This is a genomic window from Streptomyces decoyicus (assembly GCF_019880305.1).
GTDB classification, from domain to species: Bacteria; Actinomycetota; Actinomycetes; order Streptomycetales; family Streptomycetaceae; genus Streptomyces; species Streptomyces decoyicus.
This window is the reverse complement of sequence record NZ_CP082301.1, coordinates 7099736-7118540: the sequence shown is the minus strand read 5'-3', so window position 1 is coordinate 7118540 and position 18805 is coordinate 7099736. Positions and strand designations below refer to the sequence as shown.

General features: G+C 71.3%; 18 protein-coding genes and 1 pseudogene. 6 read left to right on the top strand and 13 right to left on the bottom strand.

Annotation, left to right across the window (positions count from 1 at the left end; genetic code table 11):
- Nucleotides 1-63 precede the first annotated feature (63 nt).
- Complete coding sequence (locus K7C20_RS31110) at nt 64-1389, top strand: acyl-CoA dehydrogenase family protein (RefSeq protein WP_048829104.1); 1326 nt, start codon at nt 64-66, stop codon at nt 1387-1389.
- Between the two features lie 427 nt (nt 1390-1816).
- Here K7C20_RS31110 and K7C20_RS31105 read toward each other — a convergent pair whose 3' ends face one another.
- From K7C20_RS31105 to K7C20_RS31075, 7 genes and pseudogenes are all read right to left on the bottom strand, one after another.
- Nucleotides 1817-2419 carry a GAF domain-containing protein gene (locus K7C20_RS31105; RefSeq protein WP_245171539.1) on the bottom strand — a complete coding sequence of 201 codons (603 nt, stop codon included), beginning with the start codon at nt 2417-2419 and terminating at the stop codon, nt 1817-1819.
- On the bottom strand, nt 2416-3036 hold the full coding sequence (locus tag K7C20_RS31100; protein ID WP_030078881.1) for a GTP-binding protein: 621 nt from the start codon (nt 3034-3036) through the stop codon (nt 2416-2418). Before K7C20_RS31100 ends, K7C20_RS31105 begins: the two co-directional genes overlap by 4 nt.
- A complete protein-coding gene (locus tag K7C20_RS31095) occupies nt 3014-3412 on the bottom strand; it encodes a DUF742 domain-containing protein (RefSeq protein ID WP_030078883.1) in 399 nt (132 codons plus the stop codon). Before K7C20_RS31095 ends, K7C20_RS31100 begins: the two co-directional genes overlap by 23 nt.
- A gap of 2 nt (nt 3413-3414) precedes the next feature.
- Nucleotides 3415-3864, bottom strand: coding sequence for a roadblock/LC7 domain-containing protein (locus K7C20_RS31090; RefSeq protein ID WP_030078884.1), 450 nt, complete (start codon nt 3862-3864; stop codon nt 3415-3417).
- Nucleotides 3854-5950, bottom strand: coding sequence for a sensor histidine kinase (locus K7C20_RS31085; RefSeq protein ID WP_053209692.1), 2097 nt, complete (start codon nt 5948-5950; stop codon nt 3854-3856). The genes K7C20_RS31090 and K7C20_RS31085 overlap by 11 nt, the downstream gene beginning before the upstream one ends.
- Before the next feature lie 312 nt (nt 5951-6262).
- Nucleotides 6263-6601, bottom strand: coding sequence for a hypothetical protein (locus K7C20_RS31080; RefSeq protein ID WP_048829105.1), 339 nt, complete (start codon nt 6599-6601; stop codon nt 6263-6265).
- A 338-nt stretch (nt 6602-6939) separates the two neighbouring features.
- A pseudogene (locus K7C20_RS31075) lies at nt 6940-7629 on the bottom strand (DJ-1/PfpI family protein).
- Nucleotides 7630-7840: 211 nt separating this feature from the next.
- Between K7C20_RS31075 and K7C20_RS31070 the strand changes: the two are divergent.
- A complete protein-coding gene (locus K7C20_RS31070; RefSeq protein WP_030078893.1) occupies nt 7841-8779 on the top strand; it encodes a GlxA family transcriptional regulator in 939 nt (312 codons plus the stop codon).
- A 70-nt stretch (nt 8780-8849) separates the two neighbouring features.
- Here K7C20_RS31070 and K7C20_RS31065 read toward each other — a convergent pair whose 3' ends face one another.
- Together K7C20_RS31065 and K7C20_RS31060 are read right to left on the bottom strand one after the other, a co-directional pair.
- Entirely contained in the window at nt 8850-10025 is a 1176-nt protein-coding gene (locus tag K7C20_RS31065) for an MBL fold metallo-hydrolase (RefSeq protein WP_048829106.1), read from the bottom strand.
- A gap of 378 nt (nt 10026-10403) precedes the next feature.
- Nucleotides 10404-11810: an NAD(P)/FAD-dependent oxidoreductase gene (locus tag K7C20_RS31060; protein ID WP_053209691.1), complete on the bottom strand. Its 1407-nt coding sequence runs from the start codon at nt 11808-11810 to the stop codon at nt 10404-10406.
- Between the two features lie 426 nt (nt 11811-12236).
- Here K7C20_RS31060 and K7C20_RS31055 point away from each other — a divergent pair, with 426 nt between their 5' ends.
- A complete protein-coding gene (locus tag K7C20_RS31055; protein ID WP_053209690.1) occupies nt 12237-13250 on the top strand; it encodes a carbohydrate kinase family protein in 1014 nt (337 codons plus the stop codon).
- A 30-nt stretch (nt 13251-13280) separates the two neighbouring features.
- Here K7C20_RS31055 and K7C20_RS31050 read toward each other — a convergent pair whose 3' ends face one another.
- Genes K7C20_RS31050 through K7C20_RS31040 form a run of 3 tightly spaced genes read right to left on the bottom strand, consistent with a single transcriptional unit; the run spans nt 13281 to nt 15331 of the window.
- The gene (locus K7C20_RS31050; protein ID WP_209443982.1) at nt 13281-14186 is read right to left on the bottom strand and encodes an SAM-dependent methyltransferase; all 906 of its coding nucleotides are present in this window, start codon (nt 14184-14186) and stop codon (nt 13281-13283) included.
- Nucleotides 14183-14461 (bottom strand): DUF397 domain-containing protein, encoded by a 279-nt coding sequence (locus tag K7C20_RS31045; protein ID WP_030078909.1) that lies wholly within the window; start codon nt 14459-14461, stop codon nt 14183-14185. The genes K7C20_RS31050 and K7C20_RS31045 overlap by 4 nt, the downstream gene beginning before the upstream one ends.
- Before the next feature lie 3 nt (nt 14462-14464).
- Nucleotides 14465-15331, bottom strand: coding sequence for a helix-turn-helix domain-containing protein (locus tag K7C20_RS31040; protein WP_030078911.1), 867 nt, complete (start codon nt 15329-15331; stop codon nt 14465-14467).
- Between the two features lie 136 nt (nt 15332-15467).
- Here K7C20_RS31040 and K7C20_RS31035 point away from each other — a divergent pair, with 136 nt between their 5' ends.
- Complete coding sequence (locus K7C20_RS31035) at nt 15468-15929, top strand: ATP-binding protein (RefSeq protein ID WP_245171537.1); 462 nt, start codon at nt 15468-15470, stop codon at nt 15927-15929.
- Between the two features lie 70 nt (nt 15930-15999).
- Here K7C20_RS31035 and K7C20_RS31030 read toward each other — a convergent pair whose 3' ends face one another.
- On the bottom strand, nt 16000-16800 hold the full coding sequence (locus K7C20_RS31030; protein WP_030078915.1) for an SGNH/GDSL hydrolase family protein: 801 nt from the start codon (nt 16798-16800) through the stop codon (nt 16000-16002).
- A 254-nt stretch (nt 16801-17054) separates the two neighbouring features.
- Between K7C20_RS31030 and K7C20_RS31025 the strand changes: the two genes are divergently transcribed.
- Together K7C20_RS31025 and K7C20_RS31020 are read left to right on the top strand one after the other, a co-directional pair.
- Entirely contained in the window at nt 17055-17864 is an 810-nt protein-coding gene (locus tag K7C20_RS31025) for a tyrosine-protein phosphatase (protein WP_030078916.1), read from the top strand.
- Between the two features lie 381 nt (nt 17865-18245).
- The gene (locus tag K7C20_RS31020) at nt 18246-18701 is read left to right on the top strand and encodes a hypothetical protein (RefSeq protein ID WP_150127308.1); all 456 of its coding nucleotides are present in this window, start codon (nt 18246-18248) and stop codon (nt 18699-18701) included.
- Nucleotides 18702-18805 lie beyond the last annotated feature (104 nt).

Here is an 18805-nt window from a genome sequence, read left to right as displayed (position 1 = left end):
GCCGGTGCCGTCCCGAGGCGAGGTGCGACCAACGCGGGGAAGATCGCGAAGGAGGGGCTCGTCTTGCATCGCTACTTCACGGACCAGCGGCATGAGGCACTCCGGCACCGGGTGCGGGACTTCGCCGAAAGCGAGGTCCGCCCCCGGGTGGCGGAGATGGAGGCGAACCGTTCCGTTTGCCATGACCTGTCGCGCCTGATCGCCCGGCAGGGGTGGATAGGCGCGACCGTGCACCGCGCGTACGGCGGGATGGGCGCCGGCCATGTCGCCAAGACTCTGATCATCGAGGAGCTCTCACGGGTCAGTGCCGCGATGGGCGCCATGGTTCAGGCCTCGCAGCTGGGCGTGGCGAAAATCGTGCACTTCGGCAGCGAGGAGCAGAAGAAGACCTGGCTGCCCGCCATCGCCTCCGGCGACTGCCTGCCGACCATCGCGGTCACCGAACCGCAGTCCGGCGGCCATGTGCTGGGCATGACCTCCACCGCGGTCCGCGACGGCGACGACTATGTCCTCAACGGCCGGAAGATCTATGTCGGCAACAGCCATGTCGGCGATCTGCACGGCGTGGTGGTCCGTACCGGCGAGGGCTCCAAGGGCCTGTCGGCGTTTCTCGTCGAGTCCGGCACCCCCGGCTTCCGGGTCGGTCCGCAGCAGCCCACGATGGGGCTGCACGGCTTCAGCTTCGGCGAGCTGCTCTTCGACAACTGCCGGGTCCCGGCGGCGAATCTGCTGGGCCGGGAGGGCGACGGACTGCCGGTCGCGTACTCCTCCAGCGTGCTGTACGGACGGCCGAATCTGACCGCCGTGTCGCTGGGCATCCATCAGGCCGTCCTGGACGAGACGACGGCGTTCTGCGCCGAACGGCAGCGCTACGGCAAGCCGCTGGCGGACCTGAGCAACATCAAGCTCAAGCTCGGCCGTATCCAGTCGCGGCTGCTGCTGGCCCGGCTGTCCGCGTATCACGCGGTGCATCTGCTGGACCATGGGCTGCCGTGCGACGCGGAGCTGATGAACGCCAAACTGGTCAATGTGGAGTCGGCGCTGGAGTCGGCGCGCGACGCAATGGACATCCATGCCGCGTGCGGGCTGTTCACCGACCGGCCGGTGGAGCGCTTCCTGCGCGACGCCCACCACATCTTCGCGCCGGCCGGCACCTCCGACATCCAGCTGCTGCGCCTGGGTGAGCTGGCGCTGGGGCAGACGCGCGGCGAGTGGTCCAGCCGGCTCGCGGATCTGCTGCGGCTGGAGCCCTCGGAGTGGCCGGAGGAGGGCGACGCCGCCGCGGACACCCCGGCCACCACCGGGCGGAGCCCGGACGCCACGGCCACGGTGCCGGGTCAGCGCACCGGTCCGGTGCGCCGGCCCTCCTGGTTCGCCCGGCCGCGATGAGCGGCAGACTCCGGGCCGGTGGCCACGACTACCGGTCCGGAGCTGACAGGCCCTCGGGCTGCCGCTGCGGCTCGCCCCGGCCCGGCCCGGCGGCGGTAGCGCACCCGGGATCCGCCGCTGGTTCCACACGGCATGGGCGAGCGCCGCGAGAGCGGACGGAACGCCCCGTTCCGGATACCAGCCGAGAGCATCGAAGGGGAACCGCTCACGGATCCGGGCGGCGCGCACGAGCGATCAACCCAGGTCAGGGTCGGACACGGGTCCGGGTCGGACACGGCTCAGGGTCGGGCCCGGCTCCGGGTCAGGTCCGGGCCAGGGGCAGGTCCGGGCCAGGGTCGGGTCCCGCTCAGGGGCCGGTCCGGGGCCGGGCCAGGAGCAGTGCCGGGTCCGAGCGTCGGGCCCTGTCGGCGTTCCTGACCGGGCCGCGTCAGACGTCGCTCTGCTGCTTCTCCATGCGGTGGATCTGCTCGACGAGTTCGGCGGCCATCGACTTGATGGTCTCCAGCCCCTCCCGCCCCCACGGGCGCGGTTCGAGATCCACGACGCAGACGGTGCCCAGCGCCATCCCCGTACGGTCGATCAGCGGCGCCCCGAGGTAGGAGCGGATACCGATCTCGTCGACGACCGGGTTGCCGGCGAACCGCGGATAGTCGCAGACGTCCTCCAGCACCAGGGCCTTACGGCGGACGATGACATGCGGGCAGTAGCCGTGGTCGCGGTCCATCACCCGGCCGGGCTGGGCGCTGGCGGGCGCCGGTCCCAGCTCGACGGCCTGGTCCTGGGCGGGCGTGTAGAGACTGGCGAAGTACTGCCGTCGCTCGTCGATGAAGTTGACCATCGAGTACGGGGCCCGGGTGGTCCGGGCGAGTTTGCGCGCGAACTCGTCGAACGCGGGCAGCGGGGATTCGCCGATGCCCAGCGCGCGCAGCCGGGCGACGCGCGCCGGGGCCTCGTCGTCCTGCGGGGTGAGCAGCAGATGGCGCGTCGGGTCGTAGGAGATGTACGGGGCACGGGAGGCGGGGTGGTTCACGGCAGCTCCGGGGTCGCGGCGAGGGCGGGGGTGAGCAGATGCTGGACGAGCGCTACCAGGACATGGGTGGCCGAGCTGCACCGGCGGGCGTCGCAGAGTACGACGGGGATGTCCGGGGAGATGTCCATGGCGGTGCGGACCTCGTCCGGGTCGTAGTGGTAGGAACCGTCGAACTCGTTGACGGCGACGATGAATTGGATACCGCGCCGCTCGAAGAAGTCGACGGCGGCGAAGCACTGGTCCAGACGCCGGGTGTCGGCCAGGATCACCGCGCCGAGCGCGCCGTTGGACAGCTCGTCCCACATGAACCAGAAGCGCTGCTGCCCCGGCGTCCCGAAGAGATAGAGGATGTGCGCCGGACTGAGCGTGATCCGGCCGAAGTCCATGGCGACGGTGGTGGTGTCCTTGTCCTCGATACCCGCCAGATCGTCGGTGCCGACGCTGATCTGGGTGAGGAGCTCTTCCGTACTCAGCGGCTCGATCTCGCTCACCGCTCCGACAAAGGTCGTCTTGCCGACCCCGAATCCCCCCGCGACGAGGATCTTGAGCGCGGTGGGGAACAGGTCGGTCGAGGAATCCCCCTGGGTGTGGGGGTCACAGTCGTTTGCGAAGTCCATTCAGCACCGCCTCCAGCAGGGCTCGGTCGGTACGGGACGCGGGCCCTGCCGAAACGGCTGCGGGGGCCCGCGCGGTGAGCGCCCCGCAGTCCACGAGGTCGGCGAGGAGCACTTTGGTGACCACGGCGGGCAGCCGTATGTGGGCGGCGATCTCGGCGACGGAGACCGGCCCGCAGCACAGCCCCAGCACCTGGGCGTAGTCGGGACCCTGGCAGGAGACGGGCCGCCGGCCGGTGGCCATCACCATCGTCAGCAGATCGAAGTGCGCCGTCGGACGGGTCCGGCCGTTGCTGACGGTGTACGGGCGGACCAGCCGGCCCGCCGCGTCGTCGTACCACGGTTCCCCGCCTTGCCGCCGCCGGCGACGCACGGTCATGGTCAACGACCGCCCGCGGGCGCCTGCTGGCGCGCCGGGGTGGACAGATACGGCCGGACGCTCTTGACCAGCATCGACATCTCGTAGCCCAGCACCGCCACATCGGCCTCCCGGCCGGCGAGCACGGCCAGACACGCGCCCGATCCGGCGGTCGAGACGAACAGGAAGGTGGACTCCAGCTCGACGACGACCTGGAGGACGTCGTCGCCCTCCCCGAAGCGCACACCGGCGCTGCGGGCGAGGGAGTAGAGGCCGGAGGACAGCGCGGCCATGTGGTCGGCGCTGTCCGGGTCGAAGCCGTGGGCGGCCTTGACCAGGCCGTCCGAGGACAGCAGCAGCGCGCTGCGGGCGTGCGGCACCCGCTGTACGAGCCCGGTCAGCAGCCAGGACAGATCGGTGTGCTGGCCTCCCTGAAGCTGCGAATGTGCCTGCGCACGCACATCACTCACCATGGTTGCGGTCGTCTCCTCGGGGGCGGGCCATCGTGGCATCGTGGTCACGGTCGTAGAGCAGGTCGTTGCCGGCCGGGCTGCTGGTGTCGATGCCCTGGGCCGGAGTGGTGCCGTTGCCTCCGGCGGTGTCGCCGGCGTAGGTGTCGTCGGCGAGGCTGAAGCCACGCCGGAAGGCGGCCATCAGGCCGGGGTCGTGCTCGGGTTCCGGTCCCGTACGGCGTGCCGCGGACGGCAGGATCGGCTCGCCGCGCAGCTCGGGGACGAGATGGGTCTGCTTGCGCCGCCGGGGCAGCCGCGGGCGGGCGCCGTTGTCCACGGCCGGTGGCGCGGGCGGCAGGACGACCGGGCCGGGATCGGCCGGGCGCTCGGCGGGGACGGCATCGGGGGCGTGCGACTCGGGCAACTGCGCGTCGGCCATGTGGACTTCAGGAGTGTGGGCGCCCGAGGCGCGGACCAGCCGGCGACGAGCGGCGCCGGCGTCGGGATCGGTCTCCGCGGAAACGGGGGGCGGGGCCTGAGCCGGCACCGGGGCCGTACGGTCGCCGTAGCCGTGCGACGCCATGTCGAGCAGGTGGTCAGGGGCCGGACCGGGGCTGGGAATGGCCACGGTCCGGCGGCCGGGGGCGGGGGGCGGGCCGGGGTCATGGCGCTCACGGTGGCCGTGCCGCTCAGGGCCGCCGGCAGGGTGGTCCACGAAGCCGCCGTCGTATCCGCCGTCGTGCTCGCGCACCGGGTCGGTGTCCGGTGATCCGGCGCGCGACGCATCCGCCCCGCCCGACTCCCCGCCCGACTCCCCGCCGGCCGATTCCTCGCCGAGCAGCTCCTGGGGCACGATCAGCACGGCCTGTACGCCGCCGTAGATATTGCTCTGTAGCCGGACAACGATGCCATGCCGCCGGGCGAGCGAGGAGACCACGAACAGTCCGATCCGGCCGTCGCTCAACAGCTCGGCGACATCGACATGTTCGGGGTCGGCCAGCAGGGCGTTCATCCGCGACTGCTCGTCCGCCGACATGCCCAGACCGCGGTCCTCGACCTCGACCGCGAGACCTGCGGTGACGAGCTGGGCGCGCAGCAGGACCGGGGTCTGCGGGGCCGAGTAGATCGAGGCGTTCTCGACGAGTTCGGCGAGCAGATGGATCACGTCGGCGACGGCGTGACCGCGCAGCGTGCCTTCGATCGGCGGCACCAGCTTGATCCTCGGATACTGCTCGACCTCGGCGATCGAGGAGCGCAGCACCTCGGTCATGGACACCGGACGGCTCCACTGCCGGCGCGAGATGGCGCCGCCGAGGACCGCGAGGTTCTCGGCGTGCCGGCGGATCCGGGTGGCCAGGTGGTCGACGTGGAAGAGACCCTTGAGCAGGTCGGGGTCCTCGACCTGGTTCTCCAGCTCGTCCAGCAGCTCGATCTCACGGTGCACCAGGGACTGGAGACGACGGGCGAGGTTCACGAAGACCTCGACCTTCTGCTCGCTGCCGCTGGCGTTGCTGCGGGCGATGGCGACCGCGTCGATGACGGCGGACTCGGCGGCCCGGCCGGCGGCGGCCACCTCGTGGGCGAGCAGGTCGAGGGTGTCGCCGCTGGGCACGAGGCCCTGTTCGGGTTCGCGGCGCTGGATCCACTCACCCTGCCGTACGCGGTCGAGCAGGTCGTACAGGTCCGACTGGCTGCGGGCGCAGACCTGGCGCAGCCGGGCGTACCGGGCGACGGCGGCGCGGGCCTCGGAGTTGGCGGCGGCGCCCGCGGTGAGCACGATGACGCAGACCAGGGCGAGCCCGCCGCACAGCACCACCCACTCACGACCGGTGAGCCGGGCGCCGCCCGCCTGGACGACGAAGGCGGCGACGGCCGTGCAGATCACGGCGACGAGGAGGCAGGGGATGGCGGCGAGCCTGACCAGACGGGACCGTATCGCCGAGTCGGCGGCCGACTCGGGGAACGAGGCCCGGCCATGTCGTCCGCCCTCACGCTCCCGCCGCCGGGCGGAGGCGGGTACGGGGGCTACCCCCGGGGAACCCTGGGGCCCTGGGGATCTCTGAGCCTCCTGGGACGTCTGGGTCCCCTGGGGGAATGCGGTAGGCATCGGCGCCCTCCGGATCGGCCGTTGGCAGTTCGCGGAGCACGCACGCTAGTTGTTGCACGGGTGGGGTTCGGACCCACTTCGGGGTTTCGCCACCCCTCGCCACCTCCTTGAGTGGGCGCCGCACGTACATCAGTGCGATGCAATCCGAACTGCCGTTCACGGAAAGCGAGTTGAGGCGTCCCGAAGCACGTCTTCCGAAGCTCGCGGGCGGCGCTCGCGGGCAGGACGCGCGCCGGGGCCCGCTCGGCCACCCCTGCGCGAGCGCGGCGTCACCACGGCGCACCACCACGGCTCGCCTTCCCGTGAAGGTGCTCAGCTGCGGAAGCCGTTCGCATGGTCGGTCCCGCCAAGAGCCCGTACGGAGTCCTTGTCGCCGGTCGAGCGGGCCGTGGCGTGACGGAACATGCGCAGCGCCAGGAGACCGCCGATGCCAGGAACGACCGCGGTGGCCTTGGTGACGGTCGTGGCGTGTGCGACAGACCCCAGGCGCCAGGTGGCGAGGACGACGAACAGGTAGGCGCAGCCGTGGGTGGGGCCCAGCAGGGAGGAGAGGGGTTTGAGGTGGACGGTGGCGAGGTTGGCCAGCATGAGGATGAACGAGACGAGTTCGGTGTGTGCTGCGATACGCAAGGGGTGGAGGGACACGGTCATGCTCCTGTGGTGGAGCCGGGGCGGACGATCATCAGGACCGTGACCGTGGCCCACAGCAGGTTGAAGACGCCGGTGAGCATGGCCAGGCGGGCGCAAATCCGGGGGACGGTGCCGGAGTTGCCGGCTTGTGCGGCGGTAAGGGGCCGATGGCCAGGACGGCGGCCAGGACGTGCAGGGAGAGCAGAAGTTTCGTCACGGTCGGCGCTCCGTTGCCGCCGGGGCGGTGCGGCGCCGGCCGGTGACCTCGGAGGCGGGCAGGCCCCAAGTGCTGTCGATGGGCATGCAGTTGTTCCTTCGGTGGGGGCGTCAGGTGTGCAGGGAGAGGGTGACGGCGGCGGTCAGAGGGCAGCGGGGGCCGGCCCCTGGTGGCGCCAGACGGTGCCGCGGCGCTCGTGGGCGAACAGTTCCTCGACGGCGTGGGCGATCTGCGGGCCCACCTCGCGCTCCAGGAGATGGAGGGCCAGGTCGAGCCCGGAGGTGACGCCGGCACCGGTGACGAGGTCACCGTCGTCGACCACGCGCGCCCGCACCGCGTGGACGCCGGTGGCGTCGAGCATGTCCAGGCCCAGGTGGTGGGTGGTGGCGTGGCGGCCCTCCAGAAGGCCGGCCATGGCCAGGACGAGCGAGCCGCCGCACACCGTGCCGACGATCACCTCGGGGTCGTCCATCGCCGTCTTCAGCAGGGCGGGCAGTTCGGTGGTCAGCGTGCGGCCGAGGAGCACCGGGATGGAGGCGTCCCGCTGCCGCTGCCCGGCGCCCGCCTCCTAGTCGGGGGTCTCGCCCGGTTCGCCGAGGCTGCCTGCGGCGCCGGGGACCAGGATCAGGCCCGCTCGTGCGGGGTCGAGGGCGGCCGTGGCGCGCAGCGCCAGGGTCCCGGCGCCGCTGACCACCTCGCGTGGCCCTTCGGCGGACACGAGCTCCACGCTCACCAGGCCGCGGGACGCGGTGCCGCCGGCGTGGAGCACTTCGTAGGGCGCGATGACGTCGAGGGGATCGAAGCCGTCGAACAGGACGATCTGGGCATGCATGGGAAGGGTCCTCGGGGTCCGGGCGGCCCGGTCCGCGCCGGGTTCGCTCCCGACGCTAAGCGGCTGCCGCCCTGCCCCCCAGAGGCATAAGTGCCACCTTCCAACGGAAAACTGCCACGATCCGCATGCTGCCACCTGACCTGGGGGAATAGTGGGATTCTTAGGTACAGGAAGCCGTGACTGTCATCCGGCGGAGAGGTATCTTCCGGCCATGCACACCATCGCCGTCCTCGCCCTGGACCAGGTGATCCCGTTCGACCTCTCCACCCCGATCGAGGTCTTCACCCGCACCCGTCTTCCGGACGGCCGCCCCGGCTATCAGATCCGCGTGTGCGCCGAGCAGCCGGAGACCGACGCGGGCGCCTTCGCTCTGCGCGCGCCCTGGGGGCTGGAGGGACTCAAGGGCGCGGACACGATCATCGTGCCCGGTACAGCCGTCCCCACCGCCCCGCTCGCTCCGGCTGTCCGTGACGCGCTGCGGGCCGCCGCCGAGGACGGCACACGCATCGCCTCCATCTGCTCGGGCACTTTCCCGCTGGCCGCCACCGGACTCCTGGACGGCATGCGCGCCACCACCCACTGGATCGCGGCCGGCCTGCTCGCTACGACCTACCCGGACATCGAGGTCGACCCGGACGTCCTGTACGTCGACAACGGCCAGATCCTCACCTCGGCCGGCGCCGCCGCCGGCCTGGATCTGTGCCTGCACATGATCCGCAAGGATTACGGCTCGGCCGTCGCCGCCGACGCGGCCCGGCTGTCCGTCATGCCCCTGGAACGCGAGGGCGGACAGGCGCAGTTCATCGTCCACGACTACGCGCCCACTCCTCAGGGCAGCACCCTCGAACCCCTCCTCGTCTGGCTCCAGGACAACCTCGGCACCGACCTCACCCTTGCCGACATCGCAGCCCACGCCGGAACCAGCACCCGGACGCTGATCCGCCGCTTCCGCGAACAGACCGGCACCACGCCCCTCCAGTGGCTGCACCGCGCCCGTATCCGCCAGGCCCAGCACCTTCTGGAGTCCACCCACCACACCGTCGAACGCATCGGTGCCCAGGTCGGCTTCGGCTCGCCGACCGCCTTCCGCGACCGTTTCAAGAAGACAACCGGTGTCAGCCCGCACAGCTACCGCCGCGCCTTCAGCTGACACCCGCGCGGGGCCGCCCGTGCGCCCTGAGCCGCGCGCCGGCGCCTGTCGTCGATCGCCCCCTGCCGCCTCAGCGGTCCGCGACGAGGTCCACGTCGCTGGGGGAAACCGCCGGCGGCCAGGCGGGCCAGCCATGGGCGGGGGGCACGGCAATCGCCCTCCACCACGGGTAGACGGCCGGGGGGTCGGCGGGCTCGAACGGCTCCCCGGGACGGGGGTGGGCGCTGGTGACCCCGGCCTTCTGGGCGGCGGTCAGGGTCCACTCGGCAGGCTCCGCCCACGGGTGCGGTGCGAGGTTGAACGTGCCCCAGTGGATCGGCACCATCACGCCGCCGGGCTCTCGGCCCTGGAGGTCGAGATGGGACTGGACCCCCTGTTCGGGGTCCATGTGGATGTCCGGCCAGAAGTCGCTGTACGCGCCGATCTGGATCATCGTCGCGTCGAACGGTCCGTGTGCCGCGCCGATCTCCGCGAAACCGGAGAAGTAGCCGGTGTCGCCGCTGTGGAAGATCCGGTGCTCGGGCCCCGCGACCACCCAGGAGGCCCACAGGGTGTGCTGCGGACCGCGCAGGCCGCGGCCGCAGAAGTGCTGGGCGGGGGTGGCCGTGAGGGTCAGCCCGCCGACGCGGGTGGACTCGTGCCAGTCGAGCTCGGTGATCCGCTCCGCGGGCACGCCCCAGAATTCCAGGTTGGCGCCGACGCCGAGCGGTACGACGAAGGCCGCGCCGGTGCCGGTCAGGCCCTGGATCGTCGGCATGTCGAGGTGGTCGTAGTGGTCGTGTGAGATCACCACGGCATCGACCGGTTCCAGCTCGTCCAGCGCGATGGGCACGGGGTGCATCCGCTTGGGCCCGGCCCAGGCGAACGGCGAACAGCGCTCGCCCCAGACCGGGTCGAAGAGCACCCGCTGCCCGTCCATCTCGGCCAGCACGCTCGAATGGCCCATCCAGGTGAGCCGCAGCCCGGAAGCGGGCGGCTCCGTCCCCTCCGCGGCGGTCGGGCGGTACACCGGAATCCGGCCGACCGGCGCCCGGCGCAGCCGCCCCTCCCGACTCAGCTGAGTGCGCATCATCGGCAGCGTGGAGCCGTGGAGCAGCTGCCTGGTCTCCACGGGATTGCGGAACTGGCCGTCCACGAACTGTGGCGACCTGCGTATCCTGGCCAGCCGCTCTCCGGTGGGCTCGGCGCCGAAGGCTGCGGGGCGCAACGCGGAGAGTCGAGTGCGACGGGGTCTGGAACCGGTCACGGCACCTCCATGGTCGGGGCAGTCGCGAAGTGAACGGGCCGTATGAGCGGCGGGTTCCGGTACGCCGCGTCACACGGCGCCGCCGTACGGTTTCCGCACCACGACACCCGGACACTCCACACCATCACCCGCAGAGACAAACGGCGCGACCGGCCGTGACATTCCGGAGCGGGGTGCGACCTTGCCCGGGGCTGTCGCAGACGCCTTCCGGCCCGGCGACTCGGAAGCGTCCATTGGAGCGGCGTCGCCATGGGTGTGCTGCCCCGCCGGCGGCGAGCGCCGGCGGGGCGGCCTGCGGGCGGGCGCCAGGCCCCGCGGCCTGCGGGCGGGCGGCAGCCGCCCCCGTGCTCGGCGCAGCCGGTTTCCGGGCGGGCCCGCTCACACCCTTTCGATGACCGCGGGCGGGCTGGGCAGGCCGGGGCGGCGGGGCAGGAAGACCGTGCGCAGGAAGATCTGCGGGGCGACGAGACGGGCGGGCGGCGCGGTGAGGCAGAAGACGTCCCGGAAGGCCGCGCCGACGACGGGGTCGATGGCGGCACGGGCGAAGAGCCGGTCGATGTACCACGTGCTCAGCCGCTCCCCCAGGCCCGCCTTGGCGTCGTCGGGGCTCGCGTACGGGCGGTCCGAGCCGACCGCGGCGAGCCAGGCGGGCTCCACGGCGCGGGCCACCGCCCGCTGTGCCTCCGCGGTGGTCCCGGGGCGCAGACCGCCGCCGTCGGCGAGCGTGGTGCGGACGGCCAGTGCGCCGAGTGCGGCGACCGACATGCCCTGCCCGTACACGGGGTTGAAGGTGCAGCCGGCGTCTCCCAGGACGAGGAACCCTTCGGGGAGGGCACCGGGGCGTTCGTAGTGCCGGCGGCGGTTGCAGGTGTCGCGGAAGCCGTGCACCGGCGAGAGCGGCTCGGCCTGGGCCAGCAGTTCATGGACGTACGGGTCGCCGATGGTGGCGGTGAAGGCGGTGAACTCCGCCTCGTCCGTCGGCGGGTGGTGCCCCCGCACACCGGACACCGTCAGGAGCCACTTGCCGTCCTCGACCGGTACGTACGCGGCGCCGCGCGGGCACCCCGGCCAGCCGGGGACGTTGACGCCCGCGTCGGGCGCGGTGGCCGGGTCCTTGGGGCGGTACATCCGGGTCGCGTAGGCCAGCCCCGCGTCCACGGTCTCCTCCTGCGGCGCGGTCCGGCCCAGCGCGGCGTACCACTGCGGGGTGCGCGAACCGCGGCCCGAGGCGTCCACGACGACCGTGGCCGGCAGCTCCCGTTCGGACCGCCCGCCCGCATCACCGCCCCGCGACCGCACACGTACTCCGCTCACCCGGCCGGCGTCCCCGGTCAGCCCGATGGCCTCGGTCGCCTCCAGAACCTCGACCCGGGTGGCCGAGGCGGCGGCGGCCCGCAGCACCTGCTCCCGTACGACCGTGTCCAGCACCGGACGGGTGACGCTCAGCGTGAGGTGCCGGCGCTCGTCGAAGCGGCGCTGCCAGCCGGTGGCGCTGCGGGTGAGCAGATCGCGCGGCAGATACAGGCTGCGGGCGCCCGCCTCGCAGAGGGCCGCGACCGTGCCGGGCAGCAGCTCCTCCAGGGCGCGCTGTCCGCCGCTGAGGAGGATGTGCAGATGGCGGGCCTGCGGGACGCCCTTGCGGAAGGTCTGCCCGTCCGGATAGCGGTCGCGCTCGACGACGGTGACCACGTCGACATGTCCTGCCAGGGCGGTGACGGCCAGCATCCCGGCCAGCCCGCCGCCGATCACGATCGCGGTGCGCCCGCCCTTGGAGTCCTCTGCCATGTCCGCCTCGCTCCCCCGTCGGCCCGTCCGGCCTCCGGCGGCCCGCTCGTCCTGTCCCCCGGCCCCGGTCGCCCTGCCGGGATCCGTACGCCGTGCCCCTGCCTGCCCGCCGTCCGCGGAACCTGATCACTGACCGCCCTCAGGCTTCAGTGCCCTCGCCATCCATGTCAACGGCCCTTTCCGCCAACCGGCTCGGGGGAAATCCCAGCAGTCCCGGCCGGCCGCGCTCCCCCGCCCGTTCACCACCGGCCACTGATCACCGGAGCGGCTTCTTCCGCGTCCTTTCCTCCCTCGTGTCACCGGAGTCCCTGACGTCCCGTGAAGAGCCGGGCCTGCGTCTAGACTCCCGGCAGCGGACGCACCTCGTCCGCAAACGGTCTCACCAGCAAGGGATTCGTCTCACCAGCAAGGGATTCAGGGACGCTCGTGACATTCCAGCAGGTTTCTGAGCCGTATGACGCCTATGACGTCCTCGTCGTCGGCGGGTCGGGCGTGGACACCATCGTGCCGGTCGGCGCGCTGCCCGTACCTCTCGCCGACTCCTATGCGGTCCCGCCCATCCACGAGGGGGCGGGACACACCGGTACCGGCGTGGCGCTCGGCTGCGCGGCACTCGGGCTCACCACCGCCTTCGTGGACTTCCTCGGCGACGACCACCCGGGCAGCCTGGTCCGTGAACGGCTGGCCGGTACCGGCGTCGATTTCCGGCCGCTGATCTCGCCGCACGGCACCCGTCGTGCGGTCAACCTCGTGGCCCCCGACGGCCGTCGGATGTCGTTCTACGACGCCCGCGACCCGCTCGATCTACGGATGCCGCCCGAGCACTACCTCCCCCCGCTGCGCCGTGCCCGGCACGTCCATCTGTCGATCATGCACTTCGCCCGTTTCCTGTACGACGACATCGAAGCGCTCGGTATCCCCGTCTCCACGGATCTGCACGACTGGGACGGGCTGACGGACCATCACCGGGAGTTCGCGCTCCGCTCGGACCTGGTGTTCCTCAGTACGGCCGGGGCGGGGGAACGGATCGGGTCCGTCATGCGGGAAATTCTGCACGAGGGACGTGCCGAGGCGGTGATCGCGACGGCAGGCGCGGGCGGGGCGTACCTCCTCTCCGCCGACGACCGCACCCCACGCCTGGTCCCGGCCGCGGTCCCGCCCGGCCCCGTCGTGGACAGCAACGGCGCGGGCGACGCCTTCACCAGCGGCTTCCTCTACGGCCGGCTGGCGGGCCGGGACCTGGAGGACTGCGCGCGGCTGGGCGCCGTCGCGGGGGCCCATGCGTGTACTTCGCCGGGCACCCACACCCGCGTCGCCGGACCGGCGGACCTGGCCCCGGCCCTCACCACGACGGCACCGGTCACCGCCAGCGCGCCGACCGGTGACGGGCAGCGGCTTCCGGCTCCGCCGGACGCCCGGGTCTCTCCCGCGGGCGCGTAGACCTCCGGCCGGGCCCGCGGGCCCGGCCGGTCAGTCCTTGCGGCCCACTCCGCCGTAGAAAATGGTGTTGTTGAGGTCCTCCGCGCCGGGCACGGCCCCGTCGGGCCGCCACAGCGGCACCCGTACGACACCCGGCTCCAGCAGGGTGAACGGTCCGAAGAGCGGCTCGATCCCGGCCTTCGACCGCAGATTGAGGGTGGCGGTGGAGCTCTTGTAGACGTTCACGACGCCGTCGCGCGCCCGCTCGTCCGTGCGGCCCGCCGCATAGGCCTCGTAGGGCTCACCGGTCGCATGCGACAGGACGAGATGGCTCCCCGCGGGGAGCGCATCGGCGAGGGCGGCGACGATTCCGGCGGGGTCCTCGTCGTCCCGGATGAAGTGCAGTACGGCAACCAGCAGCAGCGCCACCGGCTGGTCGAAGTCGATCAGTTCGCGGACGGTCGGGTGGTCCAGCACCGCCTTGGGGTCACGGACATCGCCGAGCACGAAACCGGTGCGTTCGGTGTTGGTCAGCCGGGCCCCGGCGTGGGTGGCGACGATCGGGTCGTTGTCGACGTACACGACGCGGGTCTCGGGAGCGGTCTCCCGTGCCATCTCATGGGTGTTGGGCGAGGTGGGGATGCCCGTGCCGATGTCGATGATCTGGCGGATGCCGCCGGTGACCAGTTCACGCACCGCCCGCCGCAGGAAGGCGCGGTTGGCGCGGGCGCTGTGCCGTACCTGGGGGTGGACCTCGATGACACGCTCCGCGGCCACCCGGTCGACCTCGTAGTTGTCCCAGCCGCCGAGGTAGTAGTCGTACATCCGGGCCGGGTGCGGCCGGCTGGTGTCGATCTCCTCGGCCGAGAATCCCGAGTGCTCCGGCCCCTGGACGTACGGTCCGATCTCCGGGACCTCGCCGTCCGGCGCTCCCTGGGATATGTCCTGCTCGCTCATGCCGTCCTCCGTTCGGTCAGCCGGCACGGGGCCGCCGAGAGCAGGAAGTCGGCGTGGCCGGCCTTGGCGCCCTCGATGAAGCTCACCATTTCGCGATGGGTGTAGATCAGCGCCGGGCCGTCCGGGTCGGTCGACTGGCGCAGCGCGATACGGCCGTCGCCCAGCCGCATGGCCTCGACGCACTCGCCGCCGTTTCCGCCGCTCCACGGCTTGTGCCAGCCCTCGTTGCCCAGTTCCTTGGCGGGCATGCCGTTGTAGATGCGTATGCGATCCATGGTTCAGATCTCCTTGCGAAAGCCACCCAGAATGGCCTCGGTGGTGTGTGCCGGCGCGGCCTGCGCACACATCCGGTCCAGGGCCTCCAGGAACTGCGAGACGTCGTTGCGCTGGTCGAAGTACACGGCTCCGACGAGGCTTTCCGCGTAGGCGATGTCCGGGAGCTCCGGGATCGGGAAGCGGAAAATGTGGAAGGGGCCGTACATGGCGGGGTGCGGGCCCGCGGCGAAGGGCATGACCTGGAGCCGGACGTTCGGCAGCGCGGTGGCCTCCATCAGCCGGGTGACCTGGTTGCGCATCACCTGGGCCCCGCCGATCGGCCGCCGCAGGACCGTCTCGTCCATGACCACCCACAGCATCGGTGCTTTGTCGCGGGTCAGGAGGGACTGGCGCTCCATGCGCAGCGCCACGATGCGGTCGATGTCCGCCGAGGAGGCGTGCGGCATACCGGCCCGCAGGACGGCGGCGGCGTAGTCCTCGGTCTGTAGCAGCCCGGGGATGTAGTGGGGCTGGTAGGCCCGGATGAGGTTGGCTTCGCTCTCCAGGCTGACGAAGGCGCTGAACCACTCGGGGAGCACGTCCCGGAACCGGTGCCACCAGCCGGGCTTGTTGGCCTCGCGGGCCAGGGAGAGAAAGCCCTCGATCTCGTCCTCGGCAGTGACGCCATAGGTCGCCAACAGCTTCTCGACGTAGGGGAGCTTGAGGCCGACCTCGGCCTTTTCCATGCGTCGTATCGTGGCGTGCGTCACATCGAGGGCCGCGGCGGCCTGCTCGAAGGAGAGCCCCGCCTTCTCGCGCAGGTCCTGCAGTCGCTTGCCGAGCACCACCCGCAGGACGGTCGGTGCACCTGCCGACCGTGGGTCCGCCACGTCCGATCCCCTCCAACTGACTTCAGTGGTCAGCAGTGTGTCATGCCGTCAGCAGCACGAACAGACTGCACTTACGATTCTGCAAATTGCAGAGTGATCCTTGCCATCGGTGACCGACATCGCACATAGTTACGACGTGGCTTCCTCCAACAACGCTCCTTCGTTAGGGCGCTGTGGCGGCTTTGTCGCCCAGTACCCGCAGGACGCGTTCCACTTGCCGGCGCGACGCACGTCCGTTCCCGAGGCGCGCAGACGCGTCAGTGCGCTGCTGCTCGAGTGGGGCGCGGATCAACAAGTCCGCGACGACGTGGAGTTGGTGGTTTCCGAGCTGTTCACCAACGCGGTGCGGCACACCGACAGCGAGAAGGTCGGCTGCGAACTCGCCCTCTTCGGCGCGCACATCCGCATAGAGATCACGGACCAGGGCGGCCCGGAGGACTCGGCGCCGCACGTCCAGCCCGGCAGCGTGGACAAGGAGTGCGGACGAGGGCTGTTCCTCGTCGGCGCGCTGTCCGAGAGCTGGGGTTCACGGCCCGCCGACAGCGGTCGGGGCCGGGTCGTCTGGGCGGATCTGCCGTACTCTTCACTCGCGCACTGAGGCCCCGCTCCGCATCGGCGGAATCGGGGCCTCCGTCATGCCATGGGCCCGGCGACGGGCCCCGGCCGCCCTAGAGCGGCAGCAGATCGGGCCGCTTGGGCTCGACATGATCACCGGACGACTCACCGCGTAGCCGACGGCCGATCCACGGCACGAGATGCTCCCGCGCCCAGTGGATGTTGTCCCGCCGCGCCTCGGCGGCCGAGCGCTCCGCCTCCGGGGGCCACGGCTGGTCCGGATCGGCCGGCACCCGCAGCCCGAGCACCTGCGCCGCGCGCAGCGCCACCCGGGTGTGACCGTCGGCGGACAGATGCAGCCGGTCCGCGCTCCATGCCCGCCGGTCCTGCACCGACTTCAGCGACCACAGGTCGAGGACCGGGCAGTCGTGCCGGTCCGCGATGGCCCGGACATGCGCCGTATACGTGGCGATCTTGCCGCGCAGATGCTTGAGAACGGGGATGCCGCGGGTGTCGAAGCCGGTGCAGAGCAGGACCGCACCGACCTCCTTCCGCAGATCGACGACCGCCGCCTCATAGCGCTCGGCGACCGCGTCCGGATCCGAGCCCGGCCGCAGGATGTCATTGCCGCCGGCACAGAACGTCACGAGGGCGGGGGCGAGCTCTTTCGCCCGGGGCACCTGCTCCTCGACGATCTGGTCCAAGAGCCGCCCCCTGACCGCGAGGTTCGCGTAGCGGAAGTCCCCCTCGGCCTGCTGGTCCGACAGAAGGACCGCCAGGCGGTCCGCCCAACCGATGTACGCCCCGTCAGGGCCGGGATCCCCGACCCCCTCTGTGAAGCTGTCCCCGACGGCTGCGTACGACCCGATGGCGCCATGGGCGCCGTTGCTGATGTACTTCGAATCGTCTGCCACGTCAGGACATAATTCACCTCATGAAGTGACCTACGCCACCGTAACCAGGGGTTGACGAGGGGTGATTAATGCCACCAGGTCAAATTCTTGTCAAGTTGGAATAAGGATCGATCACCCCTGCGCCCCCAGCGCTTCGCTGCAGCATTTGTGGCGCGAGGGTTGCGACCTGATTGCCTATTGCATCAATGTCGTATCGTCGAAGGTGCCCCGCCTCGCCGATGAGCGGCGCCGGCGAACGAACCCGAGGAGCGCCCGTGACGCAGCAGACGCCGCAGGTCCCACAGGCCCAGCCCGAGCTCACGGAGGTCCGCAACTTCCGCGATGTGGGGGGTCTGCCGACCGTGGACGGGCGTCGCGTTCGGGAGGGCAGGCTGTTCCGCAGCGGGCACCTCGCCCACGCGACCGAGGCGGACGCCGCATTTCTGGCCGGTCTCGGGCTGCACACCATCTTCGATTTCCGCAATGCCTCGGACATCAAGCTGGAAGGCCCCGATGTCACGCTGCCCGGCGTGGCCAACGTGAATATCCCGCTCACCGATCCGGCCGACGGCGCGGAATTCTGGACGATGGTGCGCGACGGCGAGCTGGACCAGCTGCGTTCCGCGCTCGGCGACGGCAAGGCCGCGGCCCGGATGGCCAAGACCTACCGCCACATCATCACCACCCGCACCGAAGACCACAGCAGGGTGCTGCATGCACTCGCCGAGGACAGCGTCCCGGCACTGATGCACTGTGCGGCCGGCAAGGACCGCGCCGGCCTGTCCGTCGCCGTGACCCTGCTCGCGGTCGGGGTGGAGCGGGAGGCCATCGAGGCGGACTACCTCAAGTCCAACGATCCGCACCGCCGCTACAAGATCCGTCGCTCCGACAACTCCGCGGTCGGGATGTCGCAGGAGGTCATGGAGCTGCTCTCGCCGCTGTTCGGCGCGCACACCGACTACCTCGCGGCCGCCTACGACGCGATCGAGCAGACCTGGGGCTCGACGGAGAAGTACCTCACCGAAGGCCTGAAGCTGGCACCCGCCACCCGCGAAAGGCTGCGTGCCCAGCTGCTGACGGACTGAGCGTGCGGCACGGCCCGTTCACGGCTCCGTGACCCACCCCGTGACCCACCCCGCGACCCGCACCTGACCCGCGGGAAGACCAAGGCCCCTCCCCCAGAGCGCATCGGGAGAGGGGCCCGCGGTATTTCCTGGCCGGCGCCTCCACGGCCCGTACCTCTCTCGGGCAGGTGTCGCCGGGCCGTACCCCCCTGACGTGCGGCTTCGCTTACCATGTCCCGGTCAACTCAACATGGCGGGGGAACGGGGGAGAGCAGATGGATTTCTTCCCCCCGTAGCCGGGGCGCCGCCGCATCCGGTCGGCGCGCTCGGCTCAAAGCCACATCTGCAGAGGAAGTCATGCGTTTCCACCGAATACTTGCCATCGCCGGAACGGTTTTCGCCTTGGCATCGGTTTCCGCTTGCGGCAGCCTGCCCTCCGCCGGTTCGCCCCAGGAAGCCGGGGACTTCCTCAAGTCGGCGCTCAGCTGCGAGAGCGTCGACATCGCCTCGCCCCGCGAGGTGCAGCAGGTGGAGGCCATGGGGATGACCGGCATCAACGGGGGCGGTGAGTGCCAGAACCCGGCGGGCGACGACGGTGACCCCGACTTCCTCACCATCGAGGACATGGAGGCGTTCCAGACCGCCGTCAAGGGGGACGAGGACGAACAGGACGACCTCATGATCGGCGACGATTTCGCCGTCGACCCGAGCAGCGACGATCAGCGGCGCCAGCTCCTCAAGGCCGGGCTGCTGTTCCTCAACTGCACCTCGGACTTCAAGGCACCGTCGGGCCACACGGCCGAGGAGGGTGCGGTGGAGGGCTGCGCCACGACCGACTACTCGGAGGATCTCGACTGACCTACCCTTCGCGGATCCGCGCGCCTCACGTCCGCGTGGTGCCGCCTCACGGTCGCGGACGGGACGGGCCCGTCCTGTCCGCGACCGGCGGCGGGTGGCCGAGG

Bases quoted from the DNA above. Each gene is read 5' to 3' on its own strand.
- K7C20_RS31045 (WP_030078909.1), bottom strand. From the start codon at position 14,461: ATGGATCGCATACGCATCTACAACGGCATGCCCGCCAAGGAACTGGGC.
- K7C20_RS31090 (WP_030078884.1), bottom strand. From the start codon at position 3,864: ATGGTGAGTGATGTGCGTGCGCAGGCACATTCGCAGCTTCAGGGAGGC.
- K7C20_RS31100 (WP_030078881.1), bottom strand. From the start codon at position 3,036: ATGGACTTCGCAAACGACTGTGACCCCCACACCCAGGGGGATTCCTCG.
- K7C20_RS31050 (WP_209443982.1), bottom strand. From the start codon at position 14,186: ATGAGCGAGCAGGACATATCCCAGGGAGCGCCGGACGGCGAGGTCCCG.
- K7C20_RS31095 (WP_030078883.1), bottom strand. From the start codon at position 3,412: ATGACCGTGCGTCGCCGGCGGCGGCAAGGCGGGGAACCGTGGTACGAC.
- K7C20_RS31060 (WP_053209691.1), bottom strand. From the start codon at position 11,810: ATGGCAGAGGACTCCAAGGGCGGGCGCACCGCGATCGTGATCGGCGGC.
- K7C20_RS31080 (WP_048829105.1), bottom strand. From the start codon at position 6,601: ATGACCGTGTCCCTCCACCCCTTGCGTATCGCAGCACACACCGAACTC.
- K7C20_RS31070 (WP_030078893.1), top strand. From the start codon at position 7,841: ATGCACACCATCGCCGTCCTCGCCCTGGACCAGGTGATCCCGTTCGAC.
- K7C20_RS31085 (WP_053209692.1), bottom strand. From the start codon at position 5,950: ATGCCTACCGCATTCCCCCAGGGGACCCAGACGTCCCAGGAGGCTCAG.